This is a genomic window from Pseudomonas sp. AN3A02 (assembly GCF_011765255.1).
Classification (GTDB): Bacteria; Pseudomonadota; Gammaproteobacteria; order Pseudomonadales; family Pseudomonadaceae; genus Aquipseudomonas.
The window spans coordinates 1,306,241-1,329,700 of the sequence record NZ_JAARNI010000001.1 but is presented as its reverse complement, the minus strand read 5'-3'; the positions used below and the strand labels follow the sequence as shown (position 1 = coordinate 1,329,700).

The window sequence follows — 23,460 nt, the reverse complement described above, 5'->3', positions numbered from 1 at the left end:
TTTGGTTTTGTATCAGTCTTCGGAATTAGCCAGCGCTTGAGAGGCTGCGACGTAATCAGCCTGAAACTCCGGCGATTCAATCCACGCCAACGCTGCCGCTTCATCCTCGGTATCCGTGGCCCACTGGCGATACTCGATCAGCGCCGCGAGGATAAAGTCGGTCGCTTCCTCTTCACCTTCCTGCTCCAGCACCACCGCCAACAGCGGGTGCGCCAGGAACACCGCACACAGCGTCTGTTGGCTGGTTTCGCCAGCGGTGCGCATCTCCAGGAACAGCTCGGTCAAATCCACCGACTCAAGATCAATGCGGCTGTCATCGCCGGCAAAGGCGTCCGGCTTGGTAGCGACGGCGCGTTGGGTGCGGTTCTGCTTGGCCTTGGCTTTTGCCCGGTGGGCGCGTTTTTGCTGCTTGTTCGGCGAGGCCATGGGCTCACGTCCTTGGTGTCAGGATCTGGGGGTGGGGTATTGAAGCGCAGGTCTGGGGAAATCCCAAGGCTTTCTAGGTGCGATCCGTCACTTGGCGCCCCGGAGTGTCGTTGGCCAACGCTCCTCGCTGTAGCCAAGCCAGCGCAATCGGCCACAACCGATCCTGATACTGGCTGCGGAAGAACGCGAAATGTCCGACCTCTTTTTCGCCGATATCTTCAGGTGCGATCCGCAGATGCGTGCGCTCGCTGCCTTCGAAGTAACCCAGCAGGCGTTCGATTGCTGCGACGGTGCCAAACGGATCATCGGTAATGCTGATGGCCAATACCTGCGCCTGCACCCGAGAAAATGGCAACTCACCCAAGGCTCGCCCGCTCGGGCGCTGTTCATAACCCGGCGTCGGTGTACTCCAATCGCGCACCACACCTGCCGGTGTATCCTCGAGCCAGCCCATGCGCTTGCCTGGGAAGTAGCCGAACACCGCCGTTACCACTGGCATCACCAGATGCCATTTGGCAAACATTCGCCAGCGCCCGTTCGCCTCGTAGTCGCGCCAGTAGGCAAACTGCGCGCCCACAGTGACCAGTCGCCGGATCACTGCGCCGGAAGCCCCGAGTCCCGCCGCGCACCCGCCAAAACTGTGCCCGACCACATCTATCGGCTGGCCGGCAAACTCCCGCTGGGCCCGTTGCAGGATCGCTTCGAAGTCCAGCGCGCCCCAATCCGTCCATGAGGCCTTGAACCCCTTCAGCGAGCCGCTGCGGGATTCGCCGATGCCGCGGTAGTCGTAGGTGATGACGTCGAAGCCATTGGCAAACAGGTAATCGGCAAAACGCGAATAGTGCCGGCAGCGTACGGAGGTGGCGGCGTTGATGATCACTACGGGGCGATCGGGATCAGTCCGGATGTGCCGCCAGGTGAAGCCGCCAATGGGATGGCCATCGGCAGCAGGTTCACGAAAGGCTTCAGGCTGGGGGCGGGTTGGCAGGTTCATGAGCGGGCTCGGTGCTTGCGCTTTCGATGGGGCGTCAAAGGCCCGTGCGCAGTTTTATAAGAGGTCGAAGCTAACAAATTTCCGCTAAGAACACTCCGGGGATTTTTCTGATGCTCGACCTAAGCCGTACAGATGCCTAGGCTTAGACCCTTTCGCCCCACCAGAGCCAGCTCATGACCCGCGACACCCTCGAGCAAAACCAGATCCCCCTCTACTTCGCGAGCGTGCTGCTGGCCGTCGTTTTCGGTCTGCTGGCGCCATCCATGGCCCAAGGCGTGGGCATCCTGGTGACACCTGCCATCGCCGTACTGATGTACGCGATGTTCTTGCAAATCCCGTTTCTGGACCTGCGCCAAAGCTTGGGCAACAAACGCTTCATGTCCGCATTGCTGCTGGCCAACTTCATCCTGATCCCGCTGCTGGTGTGGGCGTTGACCCTTGGCCTGGTGGATCATCCGGCGATTCTGATCGGCGCGTTACTGGTGCTGCTGACGCCATGCATCGACTACGTGGTGGTGTTCGCCCACATCGGCAAGGGCGACTCGCGGTTGATGCTGGCCGCGACCCCGATCCTGTTGCTGCTCCAGCTGCTGCTGTTGCCGGTGTACCTGGGGTTGATCCTGGGCGCGCAGTCGCAGGTGGTGGTGGCGGTGGGGCCGTTTGTCGAGGCGTTCCTGCTGCTGATCGTTGCACCGATGATTCTGGCGGTGCTGACGACTTCCTTGTCCCGGCGATCAGGCCTTGTCAGCGCCTGGAATGATGCGTGGGCCTGGCTGCCTGTACCGGCCATGGCGCTGGTGCTGATGGTGGTGATCGGTTCGCAGATTACTGCTGTGGTCCGCGATATCGGCCTGCTGGCGCCGGTGATCCCGGTGTATATCGGCTTCCTGTTGCTGGCCCCGCTGATGGGGGCATTGGCTTCGCGACTGTTCAAGCTACCGGCGACCACAGCGCGGGCGGTCACCTTCAGCGCGTCCACGCGCAATTCCCTGGTGGTACTGCCGCTGGCACTGGCGTTGCCCGAAGACATCCGCGGGCTCGCCGCCGCAGCGGTGATCACGCAAACCCTCGTGGAACTGGTGGGAGAGCTGCTCTACATCCGGCTGATGCCGCTGCTGATCTGGCCCGCTCGTCGTTAGGCTGATGAATGTTTGATTCCGTTCAGGGGGCATTCAGCGTGGGGTTCGGCAACATGGACCGGTTTACCCCACCTGACAGGCTGAATAATGGATCAACACAATCGCTTTCGAATGGAATCGCTGGGCATTTTCCTTATCGCTTTGCTGCTGTTTACCCTGGGCATCTGGGACCAGCAGCCGCAAGGCTTCGACGGCCGCTGGGCCGTGTTCATGCAAGAGATGTTTCGCCACGGCGCGAGCCTGTTTCCTACCACCTACGGTGAGCCGTACCCGGACTACCCGGGCACCGCGACCTACCTCAGTTATCTCTTTGCCCGCTTGTTCGGCGCGCCCAACGACCTGGCCAACGTGATGCCCACCGCCCTGGCGTCTGCCGGGGTCATGGCGCTGATCTACCGCTTGCTGGTGCCGTCGGGCCGGGCGTGGGCGCTGCTGACGGTGCTGCTCACCGCATTGACCGCGCAATTGCTGGAGAAGTCGCGCTCGGTGTGCCTGGACCAGATGATCTCATTGCTGTGCCTGGGCTGCTTCTACCTGCTGCATACCGGCGAGCGCCTGGGCTCGCGGTTACGCCAATACGCGATCTTTCCGTTGTTCGTGGTGGCGTTTGCCATTCGCGGGCCGCTGGGGCTGATCGAGGTGTGTGGGGTGGCCTGCGTCTACTGGGCGCTGGGCACGGCTCGTACGCGGGAAGAGCGGTTTTCGTTGCTGAAAAAGGTGATAGCCCACGGCGTGGTCGGCTTGGTCCTGCTAGCCGGCTGTTGGTGGGTATTGCTGAAGCTGGCGCGGATCAGCGGCGGGGATGCCTTCGTCGATGATGTGCTGCGGATGCAATTCGCCGGGCGCCTCGACGAGACGGGCGAGCCGTTCTACTTCTACTTCAAGTTGAGCCTGTACCGCTATTTCCCGGTGGTGCCGCTGGCGCTGGCGACAATGATTGCCCTGCGCCACAAATGGTCGTCGCGTAACGAAGATGCCGACGTGCAACTGATGCTGCGCCTGGCTGGCTGCGGGCTGATGATTTTGCTGGGCTTGTCCATCCCGCACTTCAAGCGCGCCTATTACATCGTGCCCATGGTGCCGATGTTTGCCGCGGTGGCTGCCTATGGGCTGCTCCAGGCGCAAGGTTGGCTGCTTGGCGTGCGTCGTGGCTATGAGTGGTTGGTGGCCATCCTGCCGGTGCTCGGCATCGTCGTGGTGTTTGTCTGCCGGCACCTGTGGCACAAGCACGGTTACTGGCCCGAGGTTTCAGTGCCGGCGTTGGTGGGTGTGTTGATTGTGCTGCAACTGGCTGCCGTGATTGCCTGGCGCCGGTTGCAGGGCAGTCTCGGCCAGCGCCTGGTGGTGCTCAGCCTGATTGCACTGGCGACCCAATGGCTGGTGCTGGTGAAGGTGGTGGAGCCGGCGAAGGACCTGCAATTCGACACCAAAAACTTCGTTGGCGCGGTGGAGGCGCTGCGTGCCGATAATCCCGGAACGTTGGTATTTGTCGATTTGGCCAAAGACACCTGGGCGATTCGCTACATCATGAACCTGGATCACGACGAGAAGCCGTTGTTTATTGGGCGCAACGAACCGTTGCTAGTGGACACGCTGCCGCGACCCGCCTGGGTTATTGTGGAGCGCAAGCAAACCGCATTGCTGAGCGGCACGCCGCTGGAGCATATGGCGCCGGTGTTCAATGGGCGGTTGAATGACAACCCGCTGCTGGTGTTTTTGGTGAAGTGAGTGCGGGGTGGCGGCTGGCGATCAGCCTCAGGCCTGTCTATGGCTTGGGGCTGGAGAGGCTCTTGGCCCTTCGCAATTGGATGAAAGTGAGCGACCACAAATCCCAGACAACAAAAAACCCGCACTAGGCGGGTTTCTTGTGTGTTTCAGATGACGTTTGCACCACCTGAAACTAATTAGTGGTGCCCAGAGACGGAATCGAACCGCCGACACGGGGATTTTCAATCCCCTGCTCTACCGACTGAGCTATCTGGGCAACGGGGCGCATTAAACTGGTTTTTCAGGGGGTCGTCAAGCAAGTTTTCAAAAAATATTTAATTATTACCGTCGCTTACGGGCCAACCCCCACATTTGATCAATTATTCAGCAGGTGGAACGTAGCCGTCGGCCTTGGCGTAATCTTCGCCGGAAAAGAACTTGTCCATCTCGCCCTGAAGGTATTTACGGTCTTCGGCGTTCATCATGTTCAGGCGTTTTTCGTTGATCAGCAGGGTCTGGTGCTTTTGCCAGTCGGCCCAGGCTTTGGCGGAGACGTTGTCGAAGATGTCCTGGCCCTTGGCGCCGGGGAACGGGGCGCGTTCCAGGGCGGGCAATTCTTCGTGGTACTTGCGGCAGATGATGGTGCGGGTCATGACGGAACTCCTGCGTTCAATACTTCAGCCGCGCGCTTCAGCAGTTTCTTTACCGGGGCGGCAAGGCCCAGGCGCGGCGGGGTGGCGAGGTTATACCAGAGCCAGTCAGCCTCGGCCACGTGGTGGGCAGACTCCTGGACCTGGACCAGCCAGGGTTCGATAGCCAGTTGGAAGTGGCTGAAGGTGTGAATCAGACTCGGCAGTTCCTGGTGCTTGCCCAGCGCCAGCGAGTGCTGGTTGGCCAGGTGTTCCAGGTCTGCCAGGTCATCCAGCTCCGGCAAGCTCCACAAACCGCCCCACAGGCCCGTGGAAGGGCGGCGGTAAAGCAGAATCGCGCCCTCGCCATTGGCCAGCAGCGGCATCAGCGTGCGCTTCTGGGGCACGGTCTTGCGCGGCTTGGGGATCGGGTAGCGGGTTTCCAGGCCGAGCATGTGGGCTTCGCAGCCCTTTTCCAGTGGGCACAGCAGGCAACTGGGTTTGCTGCGGGTGCAGAGGGTGGCGCCCATGTCCATCATCGCCTGGGTGTAGGCGTTGACACGGTCGTGTGGCGTAAGGCGCTCTGCGGTGGCCCACAGCTGTTTGGCGACCTTCGGCTCGCCCGGGTAACCCTCTTGCGCGGTAAAACGCGCCAGCACGCGTTTGACGTTGCCGTCGAGGATCGGCGCCCGCAGGCCCATGCTCAGGCTGGCAATCGCACCGGCGGTGGACAGGCCGATACCCGGCAGTTCGGTGAGCTTTTCGACGTCACGGGGAAACTCGCCGCCGTATTCGGCAACGACGATCTTCGCGGTCTTTTGCAGGTTGCGCGCCCGGGTGTAGTAACCCAGCCCAGTCCAGAGGTGCAGCACTTCGTCTTCCGGTGCGGCGGCCAGGGCTTCGACCGTTGGCAATGACGCCATGAACCGATCGAAGTAGTTCAGCACGGTACTGACCTGGGTCTGCTGCAGCATGATCTCCGAGACCCACACCCGGTAAGGCGTGATGCCCTGTTGCCAGGGCAGGTCATGGCGACCGTGGCGGTCGTACCAGTCAAGCACCGCCGTTGAAAACTGCTCGTTTCTCATCGTTTGAACAGGCCTTTCAAAGCGTCTTTCAACTGTGGATTAACCTTGTCGAGCTTCTGTTCAAGTTTCTCGCTGAGCTTGTTGCCCGCCGCCTTGATCGCGACCTGGCTCAAGCCGTCCTTGTCCAGGCGGCACGCCTTGGCGCCCAGTTCCAGCGGGCCACGGCAGCGCAGCGGGACTTCGATGTTCTGGAAGTTGGAGCCCACTTGGCAAGCCGGGTCCGGCACTTCGCGCTGGTCACCTTCAACGATGATACCGACGCGGTAGTCCATGCCCAGAACGCGCAGGTCGACGTCACCGTCGCCGTTGACGGTCAGGCCCGGGATGCGCACTTTCAGGTCGGGGTTGCTGGCCACGCCGTTGCGGAAGGTCAGGTTGCCCTTGAGCTCCTGGAACGGGGTGTCCTTGCCGCGTTGGTCGCCGCTGAGGGTTTTGCGGTTGAGCAGGGCGATGCCGGTGCACAGCTGTTGCTCAAGGTTGGCGTTGAGCAGAACGCCATTGTTGATCGCGAAGCTGGCAGTGCCGTTGAGGCTGTCGATCAGGGCTTTCTGGCTATTGCCGCGGCCAGTGAGGTTGCTGTCAAGGGTGAGCTGGCCTTTCACCGGCGGGTTCTGCCCCTGGGCTTGCAGGATGCGTTCGATCGGCACTTGCTTGATGCGGGTTTGCAGCGCCAGCAGCGGGATGTCCTGGCGCACGTCAAGGTTGCCGTTGGCCTGGAAGGTGCCGTTGTAGAGGCCACCACTCAGGGTATCGAGCTTGAGCTGACCATCGAGGCCGGAGGCTTTCAGGGCGGCGTTCTGAATCGGCAAATGGCTCAGGGTCAATTGGCCGAAGGACAGGTCGGCGTTCACGTCCAGGGTGCGCAGGCGGGTCAACGGCAGCAACTTGTCGGTGCTCCATGCGGCCTTGGTCGGTGCATCCGGCAGCGGTGTGGTGCCGCCGGCCGCCATGGCGCCGGCTTCGCTGTTCTGTACTTCAGCCTGGCGCGCGGCTGCGGCGCCTTTGGCGGCTTCGGACTTGGCCGGCAAGTAGTTGTCGGCGTTGAAGGTGTCGGCCTTGAGCTGCACTCGCAGGGACTGCTTGGCGAAATCATCCACGGCCACGCGCCCGGTAAAGGTGCTGTCGTCGAGTTTCAGGTTGAGGTCTTCAAGCGCCAGGCTGGTCGGGGTGCCCTTGAGGCGGCTGACCAGTTCGACCTTGCTCAGGCTGCCTGCAGCCATCGGCGGCAGTGGATTGCCGACGCTGTCGAGGAATTTGGCCAGGTCAAACTGGGCAATCGACAGGGCGCCGCTGAGTTGCGGGGTCTTGTCCAGGTCGTTGGCCTTCAGCTCGCCCAGGGCGCGCAGTTGGTTCAGCGACAGCTTCATGTTGGTCCATTCGGCAATGTTGGCGGACTGGTCCAGCAGCAATTGGCCTTGGGTCGAAAAGCTCACAGTCTTGCCTTGCAGCGGCTCGCCGGTGGCTTCACCGGTGATTTTCATGTCTTCGAACTGGTAGCGCTTGAGGGCGCGCTGAATGCGCAAGTTGCCGTTGACCTCGGTCTTGACGCGCATCAGCGGCTGGTTGGTGCCGAAGAATGCGGTGAGTTTCACCGGGATGCTTGCACCTTCGTGCACGGCGCCGGCGCTCAACTGGATGCTTTCGGCGCTGAACTGCTTGCCGGTCTGCTCGTCGTTGTATTCGACGCGGGCGTTGTTGATGGTCAGGCTGTCGATGTCCAGGCGGATCGGCTGCGGCGGCTTTTCAGGCTTGGGCGGCGTGGCCGCTTCAGTGACGGCGGGTACTGTGGCGGGAGTGCCCGCGTCGGGCACATTCTTGCCGATGTCTTCCCAGTTGCCGTGGCCATGCACGTCTTTGTTCAGGCGCAGGTTCAAGCCTTCGACACGCACATCGCTCATCTGCACTTCACGGCGCAGCAGCGGCAGGACGCGCACCGACAAGCCGAGCATCTGCAGATCGGCAAACGGTTGGGTCGGGTTGGTCAGGGTCGCAACGCTGGCCTCGTGCAGTTCAAGACCGAGCCAGGGGAACAGGCTCCACCCGATGTCGCCATTGAGCGTCAGCTCGATGTGGGCCTTGTCGCGGGCAATCTGGCGAATCTCGTCTTTGTAGTCGTTGGGATCGAAGAGATGGGTCAGGGCAAAGCCTAGAGCCACAATGATCAGCAACAGCCCGAGAAGTACCAGACCCAGGATTTTGCCGAACGCTTTCATGGGCGAGTCCTTGTATGTCGATTTTAAAATTTAGCCGCAGAGTATAACGCCCGAAGGCTTACGTCAGTTCGCGGATAGTTACATTGTATCCACGGTCGGAAAAACGGGTTTTTGGCGTCAAAAAAGACAGATAACCTGGAAAAGGTGATGGCAGTTTGGTTTTTCTGTCATCCACAGATGCTAATCTCTGCATGTTCGTCCGCCTTCTGCGGCTAAACGTCGCGCCAAAATGGAGCTTTACTCAAAAAAACGGCCACGCCTTGCGTGTAAGGCCGAGGGAGAGAGCGCCCGACGGACACATACTAATAACTGGGGGAAACACCAATGAGCACTAGCACTGCGGCGGGTAATACTGCTGCACAGCCTGCGTTCCTTTCCAAGGAACGCATTATCGCCAAGCCCGGGTTCAACCGTTGGCTGGTACCACCGGCCGCCCTGGCCATTCACCTTTGCATCGGCATGGCTTACGGCTTCTCGGTGTTCTGGTTGCCGTTGTCCAAGGCGCTGGGTATCACCGCACCGGTCGCCTGTGCGCCGGACATGAGCTTTATCAGCCAGGTCTTCTCGTCGCAATGCGACTGGCCCATCTCCATGCTGGGCTGGATCTACACCCTGTTCTTCATCTTCCTGGGTTGCTCGGCAGCGATCTGGGGCGGCTGGCTGGAACATGCCGGGCCACGTAAAGCCGGTGTCGTGTCGGCCTTGTGCTGGTGCGGCGGCCTGCTGATCTCTGCGTTGGGGATCTATACCCACCAGATCTGGCTGATGTGGATCGGCTCCGGGGTCATTGGTGGTATCGGCCTGGGCCTGGGCTATATCTCGCCGGTCTCGACTTTGATCAAGTGGTTCCCGGACAAGCGCGGCATGGCTACCGGCATGGCGATCATGGGCTTCGGCGGCGGCGCGATGGTTGGCGCCCCGTTGGCAGCCGCCCTGATGGGCCACTTCGCCTCGCCAACCAGCGTTGGCGTGTGGCAGAGCTTCGTGGTCATGGCCGTGATCTACTTCGTGTTCATGATCGGCGGCGCCTTGTCCTACCGCGTTCCGCCCACCGGCTGGAAGCCTGAGGGCTGGACTGCCCCGGCGAAAAAAGCCAGCAACGCGATGATTACCCACCGTCACGTGCACGTGAACGTGGCCTGGAAAACCCCGCAATTCCGCCTGGTGTGGCTGGTGCTGTGCCTGAACGTGTCTGCCGGTATCGGCATCCTCGGCATGGCTTCGCCGCTGCTGCAGGAAGTGTTCGGCGGCAAGTTGCTGGGTAACGGCCTGACGTTTGGCCAACTGGATGCCGGTCAACTGGCTTCCATCGCGGCCATCGCAGCCGGCTTTACCGGGCTGTTGAGCCTGTTCAACATCGGTGGCCGGTTCTTCTGGGCGTCGTTCTCCGACTACTTGGGCCGTAAAAACACCTACTTCGTGTTCTTCGCCTTGGGCTTTGCCCTGTACGCGTTGATTCCTAACCTGGGTCACCTGGGCAACGTCGCGCTGTTCGTGGCGGCGTTCTGCATCATCCTGTCGATGTACGGCGGTGGTTTTGCGACCGTACCGGCTTACCTGGCAGACCTGTTCGGTACGCAAATGGTGGGTGCGATCCACGGTCGTCTGCTGACTGCATGGGCAGCGGCGGGCGTACTGGGCCCGGTGTTGGTGAACTACCTGCGTGAGTACCAGTTGAGCATCGGCGTTGAACGCGCTGCGGCCTACGACATCACCTTGTACATCCTCGCCGGCCTGCTGGTGCTGGGCTTTATCTGCAACCTGCTGGTACGGCCGGTGGCAGACAAGTACTTCATGACCGACGCGGAACTGGCTGCCGAACAGGCGCTGGGCCACGACAAGGGCGCCGATTCCAGCACCGTGCTGGAATGGAAAGCCTCCTCCGGCAGTGTGCCATTGGCGGTTGCCGCCTGGCTGGTGGTGGGTATTCCGTTGGCGTGGGGCGTGTGGGTCACCCTGCAGAAAACCGCAGTACTGTTCCACTAACACCGCGTAAACCTTGTGGGAGCGGGCTTGTGTGGGAGCGGGCTTGCTCGCGAAGGCGATGGATCAGTCAGCACATGTATTGGCTGACCCACCGCATTCGCGAGCAAGCCCGCTCCCACGCAAAGCTGCTCCCACACTTGTACTGACATGTCTATCCTCGACACTCCATCAGTCTTATCCCCTCCGATGTTTCTGTTTAGCGCCCGCGCCCCTATAATGGCTGCCTTTTTCGCCCAATGATTTTGCGGAGCTGGTGATGGCCGAACGTAAGGCGTCCGTCGAGCGCGACACTCTGGAAACCCAGATCAAAGCCTCGATTAACCTGGATGGCACCGGAAAGGCCCGATTTGATATCGGTGTACCTTTTCTTGAGCACATGCTGGACCAGATCGCCCGTCACGGGCTGATCGACCTGGATATCGTCAGCAAGGGCGACCTGCATATCGACGACCACCACACGGTGGAAGACGTCGGTATCACGTTGGGCCAGGCTTTTGCCAAAGCCATCGGCGACAAGAAAGGCATCCGTCGCTACGGCCACGCCTATGTCCCGCTGGATGAAGCGCTGTCGCGTGTGGTCATCGACTTCTCCGGCCGCCCAGGCCTGCAGATGCACGTGCCCTACACCCGCGCCACCGTGGGCGGCTTCGACGTTGACCTGTTCCAGGAATTCTTCCAGGGCTTCGTCAACCACGCGCTGGTCAGCCTGCACATCGACAACCTGCGTGGCACCAACACTCACCACCAGATCGAGACCGTGTTCAAGGCCTTCGGTCGCGCCCTGCGCATGGCCGTAGAGCTGGATGACCGCATGGCCGGGCAAATGCCGTCGACCAAGGGCGTCCTGTAATGCAGACGGTCGCGGTTATCGATTACGGCATGGGTAACCTGCACTCGGTGGCCAAGGCCCTTGAGCACGTAGGCGCCGGCAAGGTACTGATCACCAGCGATGCCGACGTGATTCGCGAAGCCGACCGGGTGGTTTTCCCGGGGGTTGGCGCGATTCGCGACTGCATGGCTGAGATTCGCCGCCTGGGCTTCGACAGCCTGGTGCGTGAAGTCAGCCAGGACCGGCCGTTCCTCGGCATCTGCGTGGGCATGCAAGCCTTGCTCGACAGCAGTGAAGAGAACGCCGGCGTCGACTGCATCGGCCTGTTCCCCGGCCAGGTGAAGTTTTTCGGCAAGGATTTGCACGAAGACGGCGAACACCTGAAAGTCCCGCACATGGGCTGGAACGAAGTGCGCCAGACCGTGGATCACCCGCTGTGGCACAACGTGCCGGACCTGGCGCGTTTCTACTTCGTGCACAGCTACTACATTGCCGCCGGTAACCCGCGCCAGGTGGTGGGTGGCGGGCACTATGGCGTCGACTTCGCCGCGGCCCTGGCCGACGGTTCGCGCTTTGCCGTGCAGTTCCACCCGGAGAAGAGCCATACCCATGGCCTGCAATTGCTGCAGAACTTCGCCGCCTGGGACGGGCGCTGGTAATGGCCAAGAAGGTCAAGCCGCCGATCTTGAACCTCACTCCCCAGCAGGAGAGTGAGGCCACCGACAAGATCAAGCGTTTCATGGAAGACCGCTTCGAGCTCAAGCTCGGCTCGTTCGAGGTTGCAGAAATTCTCGAATTGTTCACCACTGAAATTGCTCCGCACTATTACAACAGGGCGATTTTCGATGTGCAGACGCACCTTAAAGAAAGGTTCGAAAGCATCGAAAGCGACTTGTGGGCGCTCGAGAAACCCTGATTTCCCGAGCAACGCTGAATATCGAATAAGGTTTGCCAGATGCTGATTATTCCCGCTATCGATCTCAAGGACGGCGCCTGCGTGCGTCTGCGCCAGGGCCGCATGGAAGATTCCACGGTGTTCTCCGATGACCCGGTGAGCATGGCTGCCAAGTGGGTGGAAGGCGGCTGCCGTCGTCTGCATCTGGTGGACTTGAACGGTGCCTTCGAAGGCCAGCCGGTCAACGGCGAAGTGGTGACGGCGATCGCCAAGCGCTACCCGAACCTGCCGATCCAGATCGGCGGCGGTATACGCTCCCTGGAAACCATCGAGCACTACGTGAAAGCGGGGGTGAGCTACGTGATCATCGGCACCAAGGCCGTGAAAGATCCGGCTTTCGTTGCCGAAGCCTGCCGCGCGTTCCCGGGCAAGGTGATCGTGGGTCTGGACGCTAAAGACGGTTTCGTCGCCACCGACGGCTGGGCTGAAATCAGCACCATCCAGGTGATCGACCTGGCGAAGCAGTTTGAAGCCGACGGCGTCTCCGCCATCGTTTATACCGACATCGCCAAAGACGGCATGATGCAGGGCTGCAACGTACCGTTCACCGCTGCGCTGGCCGCTGCTACCAAGATTCCGGTGATCGCTTCCGGCGGCATCCACAACCTGGGCGACATCAAGTCGCTGCTGGACGCGAAGGCGCCAGGGATCATCGGCGCCATCACCGGCCGGGCGATCTATGAAGGCACCCTGGACGTCGCTGAAGCCCAGGCTTACTGCGACGCCTACAACGGCTGAGGACTGACCATGGCGCTGGCCAAACGCATCATCCCTTGCCTGGACGTCGACAACGGTCGCGTGGTCAAGGGCGTCAAGTTCGAGAACATCCGTGACGCCGGCGACCCGGTGGAAATCGCCCGTCGCTACGACGAACAGGGTGCTGACGAGATTACCTTTCTCGACATCACCGCCAGCGTCGATGGTCGCGACACCACCCTGCATACCGTCGAGCGCATGGCCAGCCAGGTGTTTATCCCGCTGACCGTGGGCGGTGGCGTGCGCACCGTACAGGACATTCGCAACCTGCTGAATGCCGGCGCGGACAAGGTCTCGATCAACACCGCCGCCGTGTTCAACCCGGAATTTGTCGGCGAAGCTGCGCAGCACTTCGGCTCTCAATGCATCGTCGTCGCCATCGACGCCAAGAAAGTCTCCGGCCCGGGCGAAACTCCGCGCTGGGAGATTTTCACCCACGGCGGACGCAAGCCTACCGGGTTGGATGCCGTGGAGTGGGCGATGAAGATGGAAGCCCTGGGCGCCGGTGAAATCCTGCTGACCAGCATGGACCAGGACGGCATGAAAAACGGCTTCGACCTGGGCGTGACCCGTGCCATCAGCGACGCGCTGGGCATCCCGGTAATCGCTTCCGGCGGCGTCGGCAACCTGCAGCACCTGGCTGACGGCGTGATCGAAGGCCATGCCAGTGCAGTGTTGGCGGCGAGTATTTTCCACTTTGGCGAATACACCGTTCCCGAGGCCAAGGCCTACATGGCGGCACGCGGTATCGTCGTTCGCTAAACGTCACTGGACACCATGGCAGGCTCGCGGCACTCTCTGGGCTTGCCATGGATTCCGGTAACTTTCATGTTCAGAGACCTGCTGCTCGCCCTCGCCAGTACCACCGTTCTATTGACGGGTTCGGCCCACGCCGATGAGCCGTCCGACGGCGCTTCCCTGGTGCTGCTGACGGAAAACTTCCCGCCCTACAATATGGCGAAAAACGGCAAGAATTTCGCCAAGGAAGAGAACATCGAAGGTATTGCCGTGGACATCGTCCGCGAGACCTTCAAGCGTGCCGGCATCTCCTACAACCTGACCCTGCGCTTCCCTTGGGAGCGAATCTACAAACTCGCCCTGGAAAAACCCGGCTATGGCGTGTTCGTGATGGCACGCCTGCCGGACCGTGAGGCGCTGTTCAAATGGGTCGGCCCCATCGGCCCGGACGATTGGGTGCTGCTGGCCAAGGCCGACAGCAAGATCCAGCTGACCGACCTTGAGCACGCTCGGCGCTACAAGATCGGCGCCTATAAGGGTGATGCCATCGCCGAGAGCCTGGAGAAGCAGGGCCTCAAGCCGGTGATCGTGCTGCGGGATCAAGACAACGCGCAAAAATTGCTCGATGGCCAGATCGACCTGTGGGCCACCGGCGACCCGGCGGGCCGTTACCTGGCGCGCCAGGTCGGGGTGACCGGGCTCAAGACCGTGCTGCGTTTCAACAGTGCCGAGCTGTACCTGGCGCTGAACAAGAACGTACCGGACGAGACGGTGGCCAAGCTTCAGGCAGCCCTGGATCAGTTACGGCAGGAGGGTGTCGTCGATGAAATCATGGGGCGTTATCTCTAGGTTGGGCTCGGCCTGGGTTGGTTCCACGGCCTGCTCGACTGGCGGCTCGCCAATGCGCTCCGGCTCGGAGGCGGGATACTCGCTCACGTATACGTTATCGCCGTTGGTATAGGTGACGGTGCCGGTCACCTGGCTGCCATCTTCACGCAACAAGCGATATTCACTCTGAATGATGTAGCCCGCGACGGCTTTGTTGGCCGGGATATAGCTGATGATTTCCAGAGTCGATAAATCTCCCCAGCCCTTCGCCGAACGCTGGCAATGGGTGAATTCCTGGTTCAGGTGCGCGGAGAAGCTCAATTCGAATGCGCGGTTATCCGACGGCCATTCACTGCATAGCTCAATGCTGGTGGTCGCGGTGAGGGCCCTTGACTGCCTCCCGGTCTCGCCCTTGGTGGCGGTCCACATGAATGGTTGGCTGGTGGCCGTTTGGTTGTGTCCAAAGCCGACGAACAAGTAATGATCAATCCTTTCCAGTCGATACATCGGGCAGGTTTGCAATTGTTCGATGGGGCTCAGGTCCGGGTCTTTCACCGCAAACCAGGGGAGTTGGCACACCTGAGGTTGTTCCAGTGTGTGCAGTGCCGCAGGTGGCGCGTACCCGGAGAGCGGCGGCGGCTCAGGCAACTCCTTCAGATCGGCGGTCAACGGCAGGCGCAACGAATAGCTGGCGGTGGTCGGTTTGGCATAGCTGGCGGTACCGATAAACGTGCCGGGGGCCAGGTTGATTTCACCAGGGGCTGCGTCGGCTGGCGTGATGCCCCAGGCACTGAAGTCCATTGGCGCACCACTGCCTTTGTCGGTCCAGATCAATTGCCCGGTCCGCGCGGCCATGACCAGATCCTCCCGCACACAGCGCACCGCATTGCGCGACGGTTTGTCGTAGCCCACGCCGCACACCAGCCCCATGGATACATAGCCTTCAGGTGGCAATGGGCGCCAGAGGGAAAAGTCGGTGCGTGCACCCGAGCCGGCATCTTTCCACACCAGCTCGAACTCATCGGGTGAGCGAAGTGCGGTGCCGCCGGCCTTATTCGCGTCGCTGACGACGGCGACGACTTTCTGCTGGTTGATATTGCGATAACCTTCTACCGCGATGTCACCCAGCGAGAAAAACTGGCTCAACGGGTCGGCTGAAGTGGCCGGCCGCCAAAAGCTTATGGACTTGTAAACTCCCGATCCCCGGTCATTCCACAGAGGGATGAATTCGGACGTGAAATTGATAAGCAGGTCTTTGTATTGCAGTGCGTTCATGAGGAGACTCTCCAGTTGATCCAGGGATCCACTATCGGAGAGCCTGCCGGGTGATGGGCAGTAGCTATGTAGCGCTAGCGATAGGTGCCGTTTTTACCGTGGCCGGCCATGGCCTGGTTACTGCGCACGCTGATCATCAACTTGATATCGATCCACTCGACGCCCTGGGCCTTGAGCTTGGGCAGCTCCCGTTCCAGCACCGCCAGCGTTTGTGGATAAGGATGGCCGATCATCACCGCAGAACCCTGTTTGTGGGCCAGCTTGATTGCGGTCTGCAATTGAGTGGTGATGGCCGCTTCAGTGCGTTCGTCATCGAGGAACACGTCCCGCGAGACGCTGGCCAAACCAATCTTCTGCGCCTCGGCGGCGGCGACGGTTTTAGCGCTGGTGCGGCTGTCGACGAAGAACTTGTGGCGCCGTTGCAACTCACCCATCAGCCAGGCCATCGCCTCCGGTTGGGCGGTCATGCGGCTGCCCATGTGGTTGTTGATGCCGGCGGTGTAGGGCACAGCCTTGAAAGCTGCGTCCAGGCGTTTGCCCAACTCTTCGATGGGTAGCTCGGGGTGCCAGGCAAAGGGGCCGGTGGCCGGGTCCATAGGCATGTGCAAGATGACGATCTTGCCCGCCTTATGGGCTTCGCGGGCGAATTCGGCGGCGTGGGGTGTGTCGGGCATGATCGCCGTGGTCACCGGGCCGGGCAGCGCGAGCACGCGACGATCCCGGGGCAGGTTTTGCCCAAGGTCGTCGATGATCAGGGTCAGGTAGGCTTTGTGTTCAGCGGGGGCTGCACTGGCGGGGTTGCCGTGGGCAACTCCCGCCAGACAGCACAGCAACGCGATGATCAGTCCACAACGCATATCAACGGCTGCGCGTAATGCTCAAGCCCTTGAGCAGGCTCAGCGCCTGGGCCAGTTGATAATCGTCGTCCTGCGGCATCGGCTTGGCTTTAGAGCCGCTGCCGGTTGGCTGGTCGGCGCCGCCGTTACCATTGCCCAGGTGGCCCTGCAAGTCGGCTTCCTTGTAGAACTCGCTGTCGGCTTCGTTGGTGATCTTGGCCTTGCGCACTTCGATGTCCGGCACGATGCCCTGGGCCTGGATCGAGCGACCATTCGGCGTGTAGTACAGCGCCGTGGTGATCTTCAGGGCGCGCTCGTTGTTCAGCGGCAGCACGGTTTGCACCGAGCCTTTGCCGAAGCTGGTGGTGCCCATCAGCACACCGCGTTTCTGGTCTTGCAGGGCGCCGGCGACGATTTCCGAAGCCGAGGCGCTGCCGCCGTTGATCAGCACAACCATCGGCACGCCTTCGCTGAGGTCGTTGCCGGTGGCCGAGAAGCGCAGTTCGGAGTTGGCAATACGGCCCTTGGTGTAGACGATCAGGCCCTTGGTGATGAAGTGGTCGACCACTTCCACCGCCGCCTGCAACACGCCGCCTGGGTTGTTGCGCAGGTCGAGCACGATGCCGCTGAGTTTCTTGCCGTTGTCTTTACGCAGCTTGGCCAAAGCCTTGGCGACTTCATCGCCGGTCTTAACCTGGAACTGGGTGATACGGATGTAGCCGTAGCCCGACTCCAGCAGTTGGGCCTTCACGCTCTTGACGGTAATGGTGGCGCGCGCCAGGGTCACGTCAAACGGGTTGCCGCCGTCGCGTACCAGGGTCAGGGTGATTTTCTGGCCGAGCTTGCCGCGCATCTTGTCGACGGCTTCGGTCATGGTCTGGCCGCGGGTCGGCTGGCCGTTGATCTTGACGATCAGGTCGCCCGCCTGGATCCCGGCCTTGGAAGCTGGCGTGTCATCGATCGGCGAGACCACTTTGATCTGGCCGTCTTCGGCGCCGACTTCAATGCCCAGGCCACCGAATTCACCACTGGTGCTTTCCTGCAGCTCGGCGAAATCTTCCGGGCCCAGGTAGGCAGAGTGCGGGTCAAGGTTGCTGAGCATGCCCTTGATGGCATTTTCCAGCAGGGTCTTGTCGTCTACAGGTTCGACATAGGCCGCCTTGATCCGGTCCATGACCTCGGCGAAGGTGCGCAACTCGTCCAGCGGCAGCGGGGCCTTGGTGGTCGCGGCCGTGGCTGACTGGGCGGTCTGGTCGGCGAATGCCAAAGGCGCGCCGATCACCAGGGCGATCGTCAGGGCCAGCGATGTGAGGCGGGACAAATGCAGCATGTCGAACGAACTCCTAATGTAGATGCGACCCTTATCCTTGGGTACGGCACCATTGTGCCGGGTCGCTCGGGCGGCCCTGCTGACGAATAGCGAAGTACAGCGCCGGGGTGTCCTGGCCACCACTGTTACCGACAGTGGAGATGGATTCACCGGCTTTTACAACATCACCTGCCGCTTTAAGCAAAGTTTGATTGTGGCCGTAAAGGCTCAAATAGCCATTACCGTGGTCAAGAATCACCAACAAACCTGCGCCACGCAGCCAATCGGCGAACACCACACGGCCGCCGTGAATGGCGTGGACCTGGGTGCCGGCACCGGCACTGATCATCACACCGTCCCACTTGGCGCGGGTGTCATCGCCACGGGTTTCACCAAAGCGTGCCAGTAATCGACCATCAACTGGCCATGGAAGTTTGCCCCGAGCTGAAGCAAAAGGTCCGCCAAACGATTCGCCGGAGCTGGAAACCAATGGGCCAGGCGCTGCACGCGCCGGTTTACGCGGGGCCGGGGCATCAGTGGCGACTGCCTCGGCGGCCTCACGCTCGCGCTTTTTTTCGGCTTCCTGCTGGGCCAGCAGCGCTTTTTGCCGCGCTTGCTCTGCCTCACGGGCCTGGCGCGCCAGGGTTTCCTCGATGGTTTTCAGGACTTTGCCCAGGTCGGCCTGATCCTGCTCGCGGGCCTGGAGCTTGGCGTCACGGGCCTTCACGTCGTCATTCAGCTTGGCCAGCGCTTGCTGGCGCTCCTTGCGAACCTTGTCCAGCTCGTCGCGCTGGCTGTCGAGGGCGGTTTTCTGGTCGAGCAACTGCGATTGCTGGTTGGCAATTTCTGTTTCGACGTTGGCCAACTGGCGCAGGGTCTCGTTGAAGCTTTTCAGTTGCTCCAGGCGGGCCTTGCTCAGGTAGTCGTAATAGGTGAGGGTGCGGGCGAATTTTTCCGGGTTCTGCTGGTTGAGCAGCAGCTTGAGATATTCCTGGCGGCCGTTCTGGTAGGCGGCGCGGGCCTGGATCGCGATCAGGCGTTGCTGTTCAACGCGGGCGCTCTGGAGTTTTTTTTTCTCAGCGTCGAGTCGCTCCAGTTCCGACTCGCTCTTCTTTAATTCTTTTTGCAGCTCCTGGACCTGCTTCTCCAGCTTGCCCATCTCGGTTTCCGTGCCGCGCAGGTCTTTCTGCACACCGGATTTCTCTTCCTGGAGCTTGCCGAGCAGCTTCTTGAGCTCGGTAATGTCCTGACGCGTAGCGTCCAACTGTTGTTGGGTTTGTGCGCGCTCATCGGCAAACGCCGGTTGAAGCAGGCAGACAAGAGCAAGGGTAATCAAGGCGCGAAGCATAGAGGCGGGCGACACCAGGGAAAGGGACGGCCTAGTATGCCCGCCAAGCGCTGCAAAAAAAACGCCTCAAAGCCAACTGCTTTGAGGCGTTCGTCATAAAAAGCCATTTCGGGCGATTTAATCGGACGGTTTTGCTATTAAACCAATATCGAAGTGCCAGTCATCTCTTTCGGCTTCTCCAGCCCCATCAGCATCAGCATGGTCGGCGCCACGTCGGCCAGTACACCGCCGTCACGCACTTTCAGGTCGCGTTTGCCGACGTAGATGAATGGCACCGGCTCGGTGGTATGGGCTGTGTGGGCCTGGCCGGTGGATTCGTCGGACATTTGCTCGCAGTTGCCGTGGTCGGCGGTGATCAACGCTTCGCCGCCTACCTTGTCCAGGGCGTCGACAATGCGGCCGACGCACAGGTCCAGGCATTCCACGGCTTTTACCGCCGCTTCGAGGTTGCCGCTGTGGCCCACCATGTCGCCGTTGGCGTAGTTGACCACGATCACGTCGTAACGCTGGTGTTCGATGGCGTCGACGATCTTGTCCGTGACTTCCGGGGCACTCATCTCCGGCTGCAGGTCGTAGGTAGCGACTTTCGGCGACGGGATCAGGATGCGCTCTTCGCCCGGGAACGGTTCTTCACGACCGCCGGAGAAGAAGAAGGTCACGTGGGCGTATTTCTCGGTTTCGGCAATGCGCAGCTGGGTCTTGCCGTTTTTCGCCAGGTAGTCGCCCAGCACGTTTTCCAGGCTGCCCGGGGCGAATGCCGACGGGGCCGGGATGTTGGCGGCGTATTGGGTCAACATCACGAATTCGACTTTCGGCTGGCGGGCGCGCTGGAAGTCCTTGAAACCGTCATCGACAAACACATGGCTCAGCTCGCGGGCACGGTCGGCGCGGAAGTTCATGAACACCAGGGCGTCGCCATCTTCGACTTTTACCGGTTCACCGATGGTGGTGGCCTTGACGAATTCGTCGCTCTCGCCACGGGCATAGGCGGCTTCCAGGCCTTCCTGGGCGGTGGCGGCGTTGAATTCGGCCTGGCCGTCGACGATCAGGTTGTAGGCCTGGGCTACGCGGTCCCAGCGGTTGTCACGGTCCATCGCGAAGTAACGGCCGACCAGGCTGGCGATGCGGCCCTTGCCGAGGGTCTTGAAGGTTTCGTCCAGCAGTTCGATGGAGGACTGGGCGCTTTTCGGCGGGGTGTCGCGACCGTCAAGGAAGGCGTGCAGGTAGATTTTTTCGGCGCCGCGCTTGAAGGCCAGTTCGGCCATGGCGATCAGGTGGTCCTGGTGGCTGTGGACGCCGCCGTCGGACAGCAGGCCCATGAAGTGCACGGCCTTGCCGGCCTTGACTGCTTTATCCACCGCCGCGCAGATGGTCGGGTTCTCGAAAAACTCGCCGTCGCGGATCGATTTGGTCACGCGGGTGAAGTCTTGATATACCACTCGTCCGGCACCGAGGTTCATGTGGCCGACTTCCGAGTTGCCCATTTGGCCATCCGGCAGGCCAACATCCATGCCCGAGCCCGAAATAAGGCCGTTCGGTACGGTAGCGCTCAGACGGTCCAGTACTGGCTTCTTGGCCGAGTACACAGCGTTGTCGTGGTGGCTTTCACTGTGTCCGAAGCCATCGAGAATTATCAGGACCAAAGGTTTAGGCGTAGTAGTCATAGATCCTCTCGCGGCGGTAATGAATGAAGGCAATTGAAAAGGGAGTGGCAGTTTAAAGCGAAGTTCCGACCACGTCACCGCTTTACGGGGGTTGGCCGACCATGACGGCTGTGTATACTTACCGCCATTTTAACGCCCTGGAACCTCCTTGATGGTTGATCACCTGATTGCATTTGCCACTACCCACTATTTGCTCGCTGGTGCGTTCGTCGTCCTGCTGGCGCTGCTGATCGCTCATGAAATGAGCCGCGGTGGCCGCAGCCTCAGCACGTCCGAGCTGACCGCCCTGGTCAACAAGGATGAGGCTGTAGTGGTGGACATTCGTCCCGCCAAGGATTTCGCCGCCGGTCACATTGTCGGCGCGCTGAACATTCCCCAGGACAAGCTGATTTCGCGCCTGGCCGAGCTGGAAAAGTACAAGGGCAAGACCATCATCCTGGTCGACGCCCAAGGCCAGCACTCCGGCACCCACGCCCGCGAGATGCTGAAAACCGGCTTCAACGCCGCCAAACTGTCGGGTGGCATTTCCAGCTGGCGTGGCGACAACCTGCCGCTGGTGAAGTGATATGAGCCAGGTTGTCGTTTATTCCAGCGATTATTGCCCTTATTGCATGCGGGCCAAGGCCCTGCTTGAGAAAAAGGGCATTGCCTTCGAAGAGATCAAGGTTGATGGCAAGCCCCAGGTGCGCGCCGAGATGACCAAGAAAGCGGGACGCACGTCCGTGCCGCAGATCTGGATCGGTGACAAGCATGTCGGTGGATGCGATGACCTGTTCGCACTCGAGCGCGCCGGTAAACTGGATGCGCTGCTTCACGTCTGACTCCTAACCCCTAAAAGACCCCAAGATCACGAAGGATCTGCGATGACTGACCAACAGAACACCGAAGCGGCAGCAGAAGAAGCTCAAGGCCCACAATTTTCCCTGCAGCGTATCTACGTGCGTGACTTGTCGTTCGAGGCGCCGAAAAGCCCGGCCATCTTCCGTCAGGAATGGACCCCGAGCGTTGCGCTGGACCTGAACACCCGTCAAAAGGCTCTGGAAGGCGACTTCCACGAGGTCGTGCTGACCTTGTCGGTTACCGTCAAGAACGGCGAAGAAGTAGCCTTCATCGCTGAAGTGCAACAGGCTGGTATCTTCCTGATCCAGGGCCTGGACGAAGCGTCCATGAGCCACACCCTGGGCGCGTTCTGCCCGAACATCCTGTTCCCGTATGCCCGTGAGACTCTGGACAGCCTGGTCACCCGTGGCTCCTTCCCGGCGCTGATGCTGGCTCCAGTGAACTTCGATGCCCTGTATGCGCAAGAGCTGCAGCGCATGCAACAGGAAGGTTCGCCAACGGTTCAGTAAGCTGTTGCTGCATAAAAAAGCGCCGTAACAGGCGCTTTTTTATTGGGCGAGCCCCCTGTAGGAGCGAGCTTGCTCGCGAAAAACCTGAGAGCGCTGTGTCCATTCAGGATGCCCGCGTCATCGTTAACGTTTTTCGCGAGCAAGCCCGCTCCCACATTGGTTATGTGCGCTATTTGAAACCGAGTTGGCGCCAACCCTCATACACGGCGACGGCCACGGTGTTGGACAGGTTCAGGCTGCGGCAGCCTTCGCGCATCGGTAAGCGCAGGCGGTGGCCGTCGGGCAGGGCGTCGAGGACGTCCGCCGGCAGGCCGCGGCTTTCCGGGCCGAACAGGAAGGCGTCGCCTTCGGCAAAGCTGGCATCATGGAACGGCCGCGAGCCCTTGGTGGTAAACGCGAACAACCGCGGGTGGTTCAGGCTTTCCAGGCAACTGGCGAGGTCGGCGTGGCGTTGCAGGGTGGCGTACTCGTGGTAGTCCAGCCCGGCGCGGCGCAGGCGCTTGTCGTCCATGTCGAAACCCAAGGGCTCGATCAAATGCAGGTGGCAGCCACTGTTGGCGCACAGCCTGATAACGTTGCCGGTATTCGGCGGAATTTCTGGTTGAAAAAGGATGACGTGAAACATGCACGGCTCCGAAGGCAAAGATGCGCTGCATTCTACCCCTGAAGAAGACCCCAGGCCGAAGCTATTGCCACGGGTTTTAGGCTCGTTGGCAATTGTCGGCTTGATGGTGGGCCTGATGATCGGCCGGCTGACCACGCCAGACCCGGTCGAGCTGCAGCAGGTAGAGCCTGCCACCGATGGCCTGGTGGTGTGGTTCAACAGCGAGCCCAAGCTGCACGGCGAGCATATCGACGGCACGGTGGCGCTGCTGTTCGACGCGCTGGGCAAGGCTCAGGGCGGGCAACTGAAGGTCAACGACAAGGATGTGAACTGGCGCATCCGCAAGACCGATGGCGGTTTGCTGCTGAACCTGGTGGCGGCTCGGCCGTTGCGTGGGGCGTGGTCGGGGGAGAAGGTCGAGGGGCGCTGGCGGGTGGAGATCCATCTCCAGGAGCAATAAAAGAGGGAATCCCCGGCCTGCCTGTACCAAGGTTCCCAAAACGGGCTGGGGCTATGGGCGCGTTGCCTCATAAGCCCCGGGTGTAAAGAAGGGAGTTCCCGGCCTGCCTGTACCAGGGCTCCCAAAACGGGGTGAAGCCAAAGGCTTCGGTGTTAAAGAGGGAATCCCCGGCCTGCCTGTACCGAGGTTCCCGAAACGGGTGTGGGGCGCGACGCGATCCGCATCAAGCACCCCGGGTGTAAAGAGGGGATTCTCGGCCTGCCTGTACCAAGGTCCCCGAAACTGGGTAGTAACAGGGTTATTGCAGGGCGCGTGCCAGAATTGCAA

The 23,460-nt window shown here is 60.9% G+C and carries 24 protein-coding genes and 1 tRNA gene; 13 read left to right on the top strand and 12 right to left on the bottom strand.

Features of this window, described 5'->3' with window-relative positions; genetic code table 11:
- Positions 1–12: 12 nt before the first annotated feature.
- Positions 13–426, bottom strand: coding sequence for a hypothetical protein (locus HBJ59_RS06175; RefSeq protein WP_167663004.1), 414 nt, complete (start codon positions 424–426; stop codon positions 13–15).
- A gap of 73 nt (positions 427–499) precedes the next feature.
- Entirely contained in the window at positions 500–1,420 is a 921-nt protein-coding gene (locus HBJ59_RS06170; RefSeq protein WP_167663003.1) for an alpha/beta fold hydrolase, read from the bottom strand.
- A gap of 173 nt (positions 1,421–1,593) precedes the next feature.
- On the opposite strand from HBJ59_RS06170, the gene HBJ59_RS06165 reads away from it, so the two are divergent.
- A complete protein-coding gene (locus HBJ59_RS06165) occupies positions 1,594–2,559 on the top strand; it encodes an arsenic resistance protein (RefSeq protein WP_167663002.1) in 966 nt (321 codons plus the stop codon).
- A gap of 87 nt (positions 2,560–2,646) precedes the next feature.
- Complete coding sequence (locus tag HBJ59_RS06160) at positions 2,647–4,287, top strand: glycosyltransferase family 39 protein (protein ID WP_167663001.1); 1,641 nt, start codon at positions 2,647–2,649, stop codon at positions 4,285–4,287.
- Between the two features lie 180 nt (positions 4,288–4,467).
- Here the strand turns inward: HBJ59_RS06160 and HBJ59_RS06155 are convergent.
- The 4 genes from HBJ59_RS06155 to HBJ59_RS06140 form a co-directional block, all read right to left on the bottom strand.
- A tRNA-Phe gene (locus HBJ59_RS06155) sits at positions 4,468–4,543 on the bottom strand.
- Between the two features lie 103 nt (positions 4,544–4,646).
- Entirely contained in the window at positions 4,647–4,919 is a 273-nt protein-coding gene (locus HBJ59_RS06150; protein WP_010169058.1) for an oxidative damage protection protein, read from the bottom strand.
- A complete protein-coding gene (gene mutY / locus HBJ59_RS06145; protein ID WP_167663000.1) occupies positions 4,916–5,983 on the bottom strand; it encodes an A/G-specific adenine glycosylase in 1,068 nt (355 codons plus the stop codon). The genes HBJ59_RS06150 and mutY overlap by 4 nt, the downstream gene beginning before the upstream one ends.
- Positions 5,980–8,196 carry an AsmA family protein gene (locus tag HBJ59_RS06140; RefSeq protein WP_076018137.1) on the bottom strand — a complete coding sequence of 739 codons (2,217 nt, stop codon included), beginning with the start codon at positions 8,194–8,196 and terminating at the stop codon, positions 5,980–5,982. Before HBJ59_RS06140 ends, mutY begins: the two co-directional genes overlap by 4 nt.
- Before the next feature lie 324 nt (positions 8,197–8,520).
- On the opposite strand from HBJ59_RS06140, the gene HBJ59_RS06135 reads away from it, so the two are divergent.
- The 7 genes from HBJ59_RS06135 (at position 8,521) to HBJ59_RS06105 (ending at position 14,309) form a co-directional block, all read left to right on the top strand.
- Positions 8,521–10,182, top strand: a complete 1,662-nt coding sequence (locus tag HBJ59_RS06135) for an OFA family MFS transporter (protein WP_076018136.1) — start codon at positions 8,521–8,523, stop codon at positions 10,180–10,182.
- 256 nt (positions 10,183–10,438) lie between these two features.
- The gene (hisB, locus tag HBJ59_RS06130; protein WP_003218037.1) at positions 10,439–11,032 is read left to right on the top strand and encodes an imidazoleglycerol-phosphate dehydratase HisB; all 594 of its coding nucleotides are present in this window, start codon (positions 10,439–10,441) and stop codon (positions 11,030–11,032) included.
- Positions 11,032–11,670, top strand: coding sequence for an imidazole glycerol phosphate synthase subunit HisH (gene hisH / locus HBJ59_RS06125; protein ID WP_017478168.1), 639 nt, complete (start codon positions 11,032–11,034; stop codon positions 11,668–11,670). Before hisB ends, hisH begins: the two co-directional genes overlap by 1 nt.
- Positions 11,670–11,927 carry a DUF2164 domain-containing protein gene (locus HBJ59_RS06120; protein WP_003218033.1) on the top strand — a complete coding sequence of 86 codons (258 nt, stop codon included), beginning with the start codon at positions 11,670–11,672 and terminating at the stop codon, positions 11,925–11,927. Before hisH ends, HBJ59_RS06120 begins: the two co-directional genes overlap by 1 nt.
- A 39-nt stretch (positions 11,928–11,966) precedes the next feature.
- Positions 11,967–12,704: a 1-(5-phosphoribosyl)-5-[(5-phosphoribosylamino)methylideneamino]imidazole-4-carboxamide isomerase gene (gene hisA / locus HBJ59_RS06115; RefSeq protein ID WP_029295899.1), complete on the top strand. Its 738-nt coding sequence runs from the start codon at positions 11,967–11,969 to the stop codon at positions 12,702–12,704.
- A 9-nt stretch (positions 12,705–12,713) separates the two neighbouring features.
- Positions 12,714–13,484 carry an imidazole glycerol phosphate synthase subunit HisF gene (gene hisF / locus HBJ59_RS06110; protein ID WP_017138643.1) on the top strand — a complete coding sequence of 257 codons (771 nt, stop codon included), beginning with the start codon at positions 12,714–12,716 and terminating at the stop codon, positions 13,482–13,484.
- A gap of 66 nt (positions 13,485–13,550) precedes the next feature.
- Complete coding sequence (locus HBJ59_RS06105) at positions 13,551–14,309, top strand: ABC transporter substrate-binding protein (RefSeq protein WP_167662999.1); 759 nt, start codon at positions 13,551–13,553, stop codon at positions 14,307–14,309.
- Here HBJ59_RS06105 and HBJ59_RS06100 read toward each other — a convergent pair.
- From HBJ59_RS06100 to gpmI, 5 genes are all read right to left on the bottom strand, one after another.
- On the bottom strand, positions 14,262–15,563 hold the full coding sequence (locus HBJ59_RS06100) for a Vps62-related protein (protein WP_167662998.1): 1,302 nt from the start codon (positions 15,561–15,563) through the stop codon (positions 14,262–14,264). The two genes, HBJ59_RS06105 and HBJ59_RS06100, sit on opposite strands and share 48 nt — an antisense overlap.
- Before the next feature lie 74 nt (positions 15,564–15,637).
- Positions 15,638–16,420 (bottom strand): divergent polysaccharide deacetylase family protein, encoded by a 783-nt coding sequence (locus tag HBJ59_RS06095; protein WP_167662997.1) that lies wholly within the window; start codon positions 16,418–16,420, stop codon positions 15,638–15,640.
- Between the two features lies 1 nt (position 16,421).
- Complete coding sequence (locus tag HBJ59_RS06090; RefSeq protein WP_076018132.1) at positions 16,422–17,729, bottom strand: S41 family peptidase; 1,308 nt, start codon at positions 17,727–17,729, stop codon at positions 16,422–16,424.
- A gap of 31 nt (positions 17,730–17,760) precedes the next feature.
- Positions 17,761–19,056 carry a murein hydrolase activator EnvC gene (locus HBJ59_RS06085; protein ID WP_076018131.1) on the bottom strand — a complete coding sequence of 432 codons (1,296 nt, stop codon included), beginning with the start codon at positions 19,054–19,056 and terminating at the stop codon, positions 17,761–17,763.
- A 137-nt stretch (positions 19,057–19,193) separates the two neighbouring features.
- On the bottom strand, positions 19,194–20,720 hold the full coding sequence (gpmI, locus tag HBJ59_RS06080) for a 2,3-bisphosphoglycerate-independent phosphoglycerate mutase (protein WP_076018130.1): 1,527 nt from the start codon (positions 20,718–20,720) through the stop codon (positions 19,194–19,196).
- Positions 20,721–20,871: 151 nt separating this feature from the next.
- Here gpmI and HBJ59_RS06075 point away from each other — a divergent pair, with 151 nt between their 5' ends.
- Genes HBJ59_RS06075 through secB form a run of 3 tightly spaced genes read left to right on the top strand, consistent with a single transcriptional unit; the run spans position 20,872 to position 22,069 of the window.
- A complete protein-coding gene (locus tag HBJ59_RS06075) occupies positions 20,872–21,285 on the top strand; it encodes a rhodanese-like domain-containing protein (RefSeq protein WP_076018129.1) in 414 nt (137 codons plus the stop codon).
- Position 21,286: 1 nt separating this feature from the next.
- A complete protein-coding gene (gene grxC / locus HBJ59_RS06070; protein ID WP_010169095.1) occupies positions 21,287–21,541 on the top strand; it encodes a glutaredoxin 3 in 255 nt (84 codons plus the stop codon).
- A gap of 42 nt (positions 21,542–21,583) precedes the next feature.
- Positions 21,584–22,069 carry a protein-export chaperone SecB gene (gene secB, locus HBJ59_RS06065; RefSeq protein WP_003218009.1) on the top strand — a complete coding sequence of 162 codons (486 nt, stop codon included), beginning with the start codon at positions 21,584–21,586 and terminating at the stop codon, positions 22,067–22,069.
- Positions 22,070–22,238: 169 nt separating this feature from the next.
- On the opposite strand, the gene HBJ59_RS06060 is transcribed toward secB, so the two are convergent.
- A complete protein-coding gene (locus HBJ59_RS06060; protein WP_003218007.1) occupies positions 22,239–22,694 on the bottom strand; it encodes a tRNA (cytidine(34)-2'-O)-methyltransferase in 456 nt (151 codons plus the stop codon).
- Between HBJ59_RS06060 and HBJ59_RS06055 the strand changes: the two genes are divergently transcribed.
- Positions 22,693–23,133: a hypothetical protein gene (locus HBJ59_RS06055; protein ID WP_076018127.1), complete on the top strand. Its 441-nt coding sequence runs from the start codon at positions 22,693–22,695 to the stop codon at positions 23,131–23,133. The two genes, HBJ59_RS06060 and HBJ59_RS06055, sit on opposite strands and share 2 nt — an antisense overlap.
- Positions 23,134–23,460 lie beyond the last annotated feature (327 nt).

What these genes read in the sequence shown, in the direction of transcription:
- HBJ59_RS06175 (WP_167663004.1), bottom strand. Translation starts at nt 426, where the DNA reads ATGGCCTCGCCGAACAAGCAGCAAAAACGCGCCCACCGGGCAAAAGCC.
- HBJ59_RS06170 (WP_167663003.1), bottom strand. Translation starts at nt 1,420, where the DNA reads ATGAACCTGCCAACCCGCCCCCAGCCTGAAGCCTTTCGTGAACCTGCT.
- HBJ59_RS06165 (WP_167663002.1), top strand. Translation starts at nt 1,594, where the DNA reads ATGACCCGCGACACCCTCGAGCAAAACCAGATCCCCCTCTACTTCGCG.
- HBJ59_RS06160 (WP_167663001.1), top strand. Translation starts at nt 2,647, where the DNA reads ATGGATCAACACAATCGCTTTCGAATGGAATCGCTGGGCATTTTCCTT.
- HBJ59_RS06150 (WP_010169058.1), bottom strand. Translation starts at nt 4,919, where the DNA reads ATGACCCGCACCATCATCTGCCGCAAGTACCACGAAGAATTGCCCGCC.
- mutY (WP_167663000.1), bottom strand. Translation starts at nt 5,983, where the DNA reads ATGAGAAACGAGCAGTTTTCAACGGCGGTGCTTGACTGGTACGACCGC.
- HBJ59_RS06140 (WP_076018137.1), bottom strand. Translation starts at nt 8,196, where the DNA reads ATGAAAGCGTTCGGCAAAATCCTGGGTCTGGTACTTCTCGGGCTGTTG.
- HBJ59_RS06135 (WP_076018136.1), top strand. Translation starts at nt 8,521, where the DNA reads ATGAGCACTAGCACTGCGGCGGGTAATACTGCTGCACAGCCTGCGTTC.
- hisB (WP_003218037.1), top strand. Translation starts at nt 10,439, where the DNA reads ATGGCCGAACGTAAGGCGTCCGTCGAGCGCGACACTCTGGAAACCCAG.
- hisH (WP_017478168.1), top strand. Translation starts at nt 11,032, where the DNA reads ATGCAGACGGTCGCGGTTATCGATTACGGCATGGGTAACCTGCACTCG.
- HBJ59_RS06120 (WP_003218033.1), top strand. Translation starts at nt 11,670, where the DNA reads ATGGCCAAGAAGGTCAAGCCGCCGATCTTGAACCTCACTCCCCAGCAG.
- hisA (WP_029295899.1), top strand. Translation starts at nt 11,967, where the DNA reads ATGCTGATTATTCCCGCTATCGATCTCAAGGACGGCGCCTGCGTGCGT.
- hisF (WP_017138643.1), top strand. Translation starts at nt 12,714, where the DNA reads ATGGCGCTGGCCAAACGCATCATCCCTTGCCTGGACGTCGACAACGGT.
- HBJ59_RS06105 (WP_167662999.1), top strand. Translation starts at nt 13,551, where the DNA reads ATGTTCAGAGACCTGCTGCTCGCCCTCGCCAGTACCACCGTTCTATTG.
- HBJ59_RS06100 (WP_167662998.1), bottom strand. Translation starts at nt 15,563, where the DNA reads ATGAACGCACTGCAATACAAAGACCTGCTTATCAATTTCACGTCCGAA.
- HBJ59_RS06095 (WP_167662997.1), bottom strand. Translation starts at nt 16,420, where the DNA reads ATGCGTTGTGGACTGATCATCGCGTTGCTGTGCTGTCTGGCGGGAGTT.
- HBJ59_RS06090 (WP_076018132.1), bottom strand. Translation starts at nt 17,729, where the DNA reads ATGCTGCATTTGTCCCGCCTCACATCGCTGGCCCTGACGATCGCCCTG.
- HBJ59_RS06085 (WP_076018131.1), bottom strand. Translation starts at nt 19,056, where the DNA reads ATGCTTCGCGCCTTGATTACCCTTGCTCTTGTCTGCCTGCTTCAACCG.
- gpmI (WP_076018130.1), bottom strand. Translation starts at nt 20,720, where the DNA reads ATGACTACTACGCCTAAACCTTTGGTCCTGATAATTCTCGATGGCTTC.
- HBJ59_RS06075 (WP_076018129.1), top strand. Translation starts at nt 20,872, where the DNA reads ATGGTTGATCACCTGATTGCATTTGCCACTACCCACTATTTGCTCGCT.
- grxC (WP_010169095.1), top strand. Translation starts at nt 21,287, where the DNA reads ATGAGCCAGGTTGTCGTTTATTCCAGCGATTATTGCCCTTATTGCATG.
- secB (WP_003218009.1), top strand. Translation starts at nt 21,584, where the DNA reads ATGACTGACCAACAGAACACCGAAGCGGCAGCAGAAGAAGCTCAAGGC.
- HBJ59_RS06055 (WP_076018127.1), top strand. Translation starts at nt 22,693, where the DNA reads ATGCACGGCTCCGAAGGCAAAGATGCGCTGCATTCTACCCCTGAAGAA.
- HBJ59_RS06060 (WP_003218007.1), bottom strand. Translation starts at nt 22,694, where the DNA reads ATGTTTCACGTCATCCTTTTTCAACCAGAAATTCCGCCGAATACCGGC.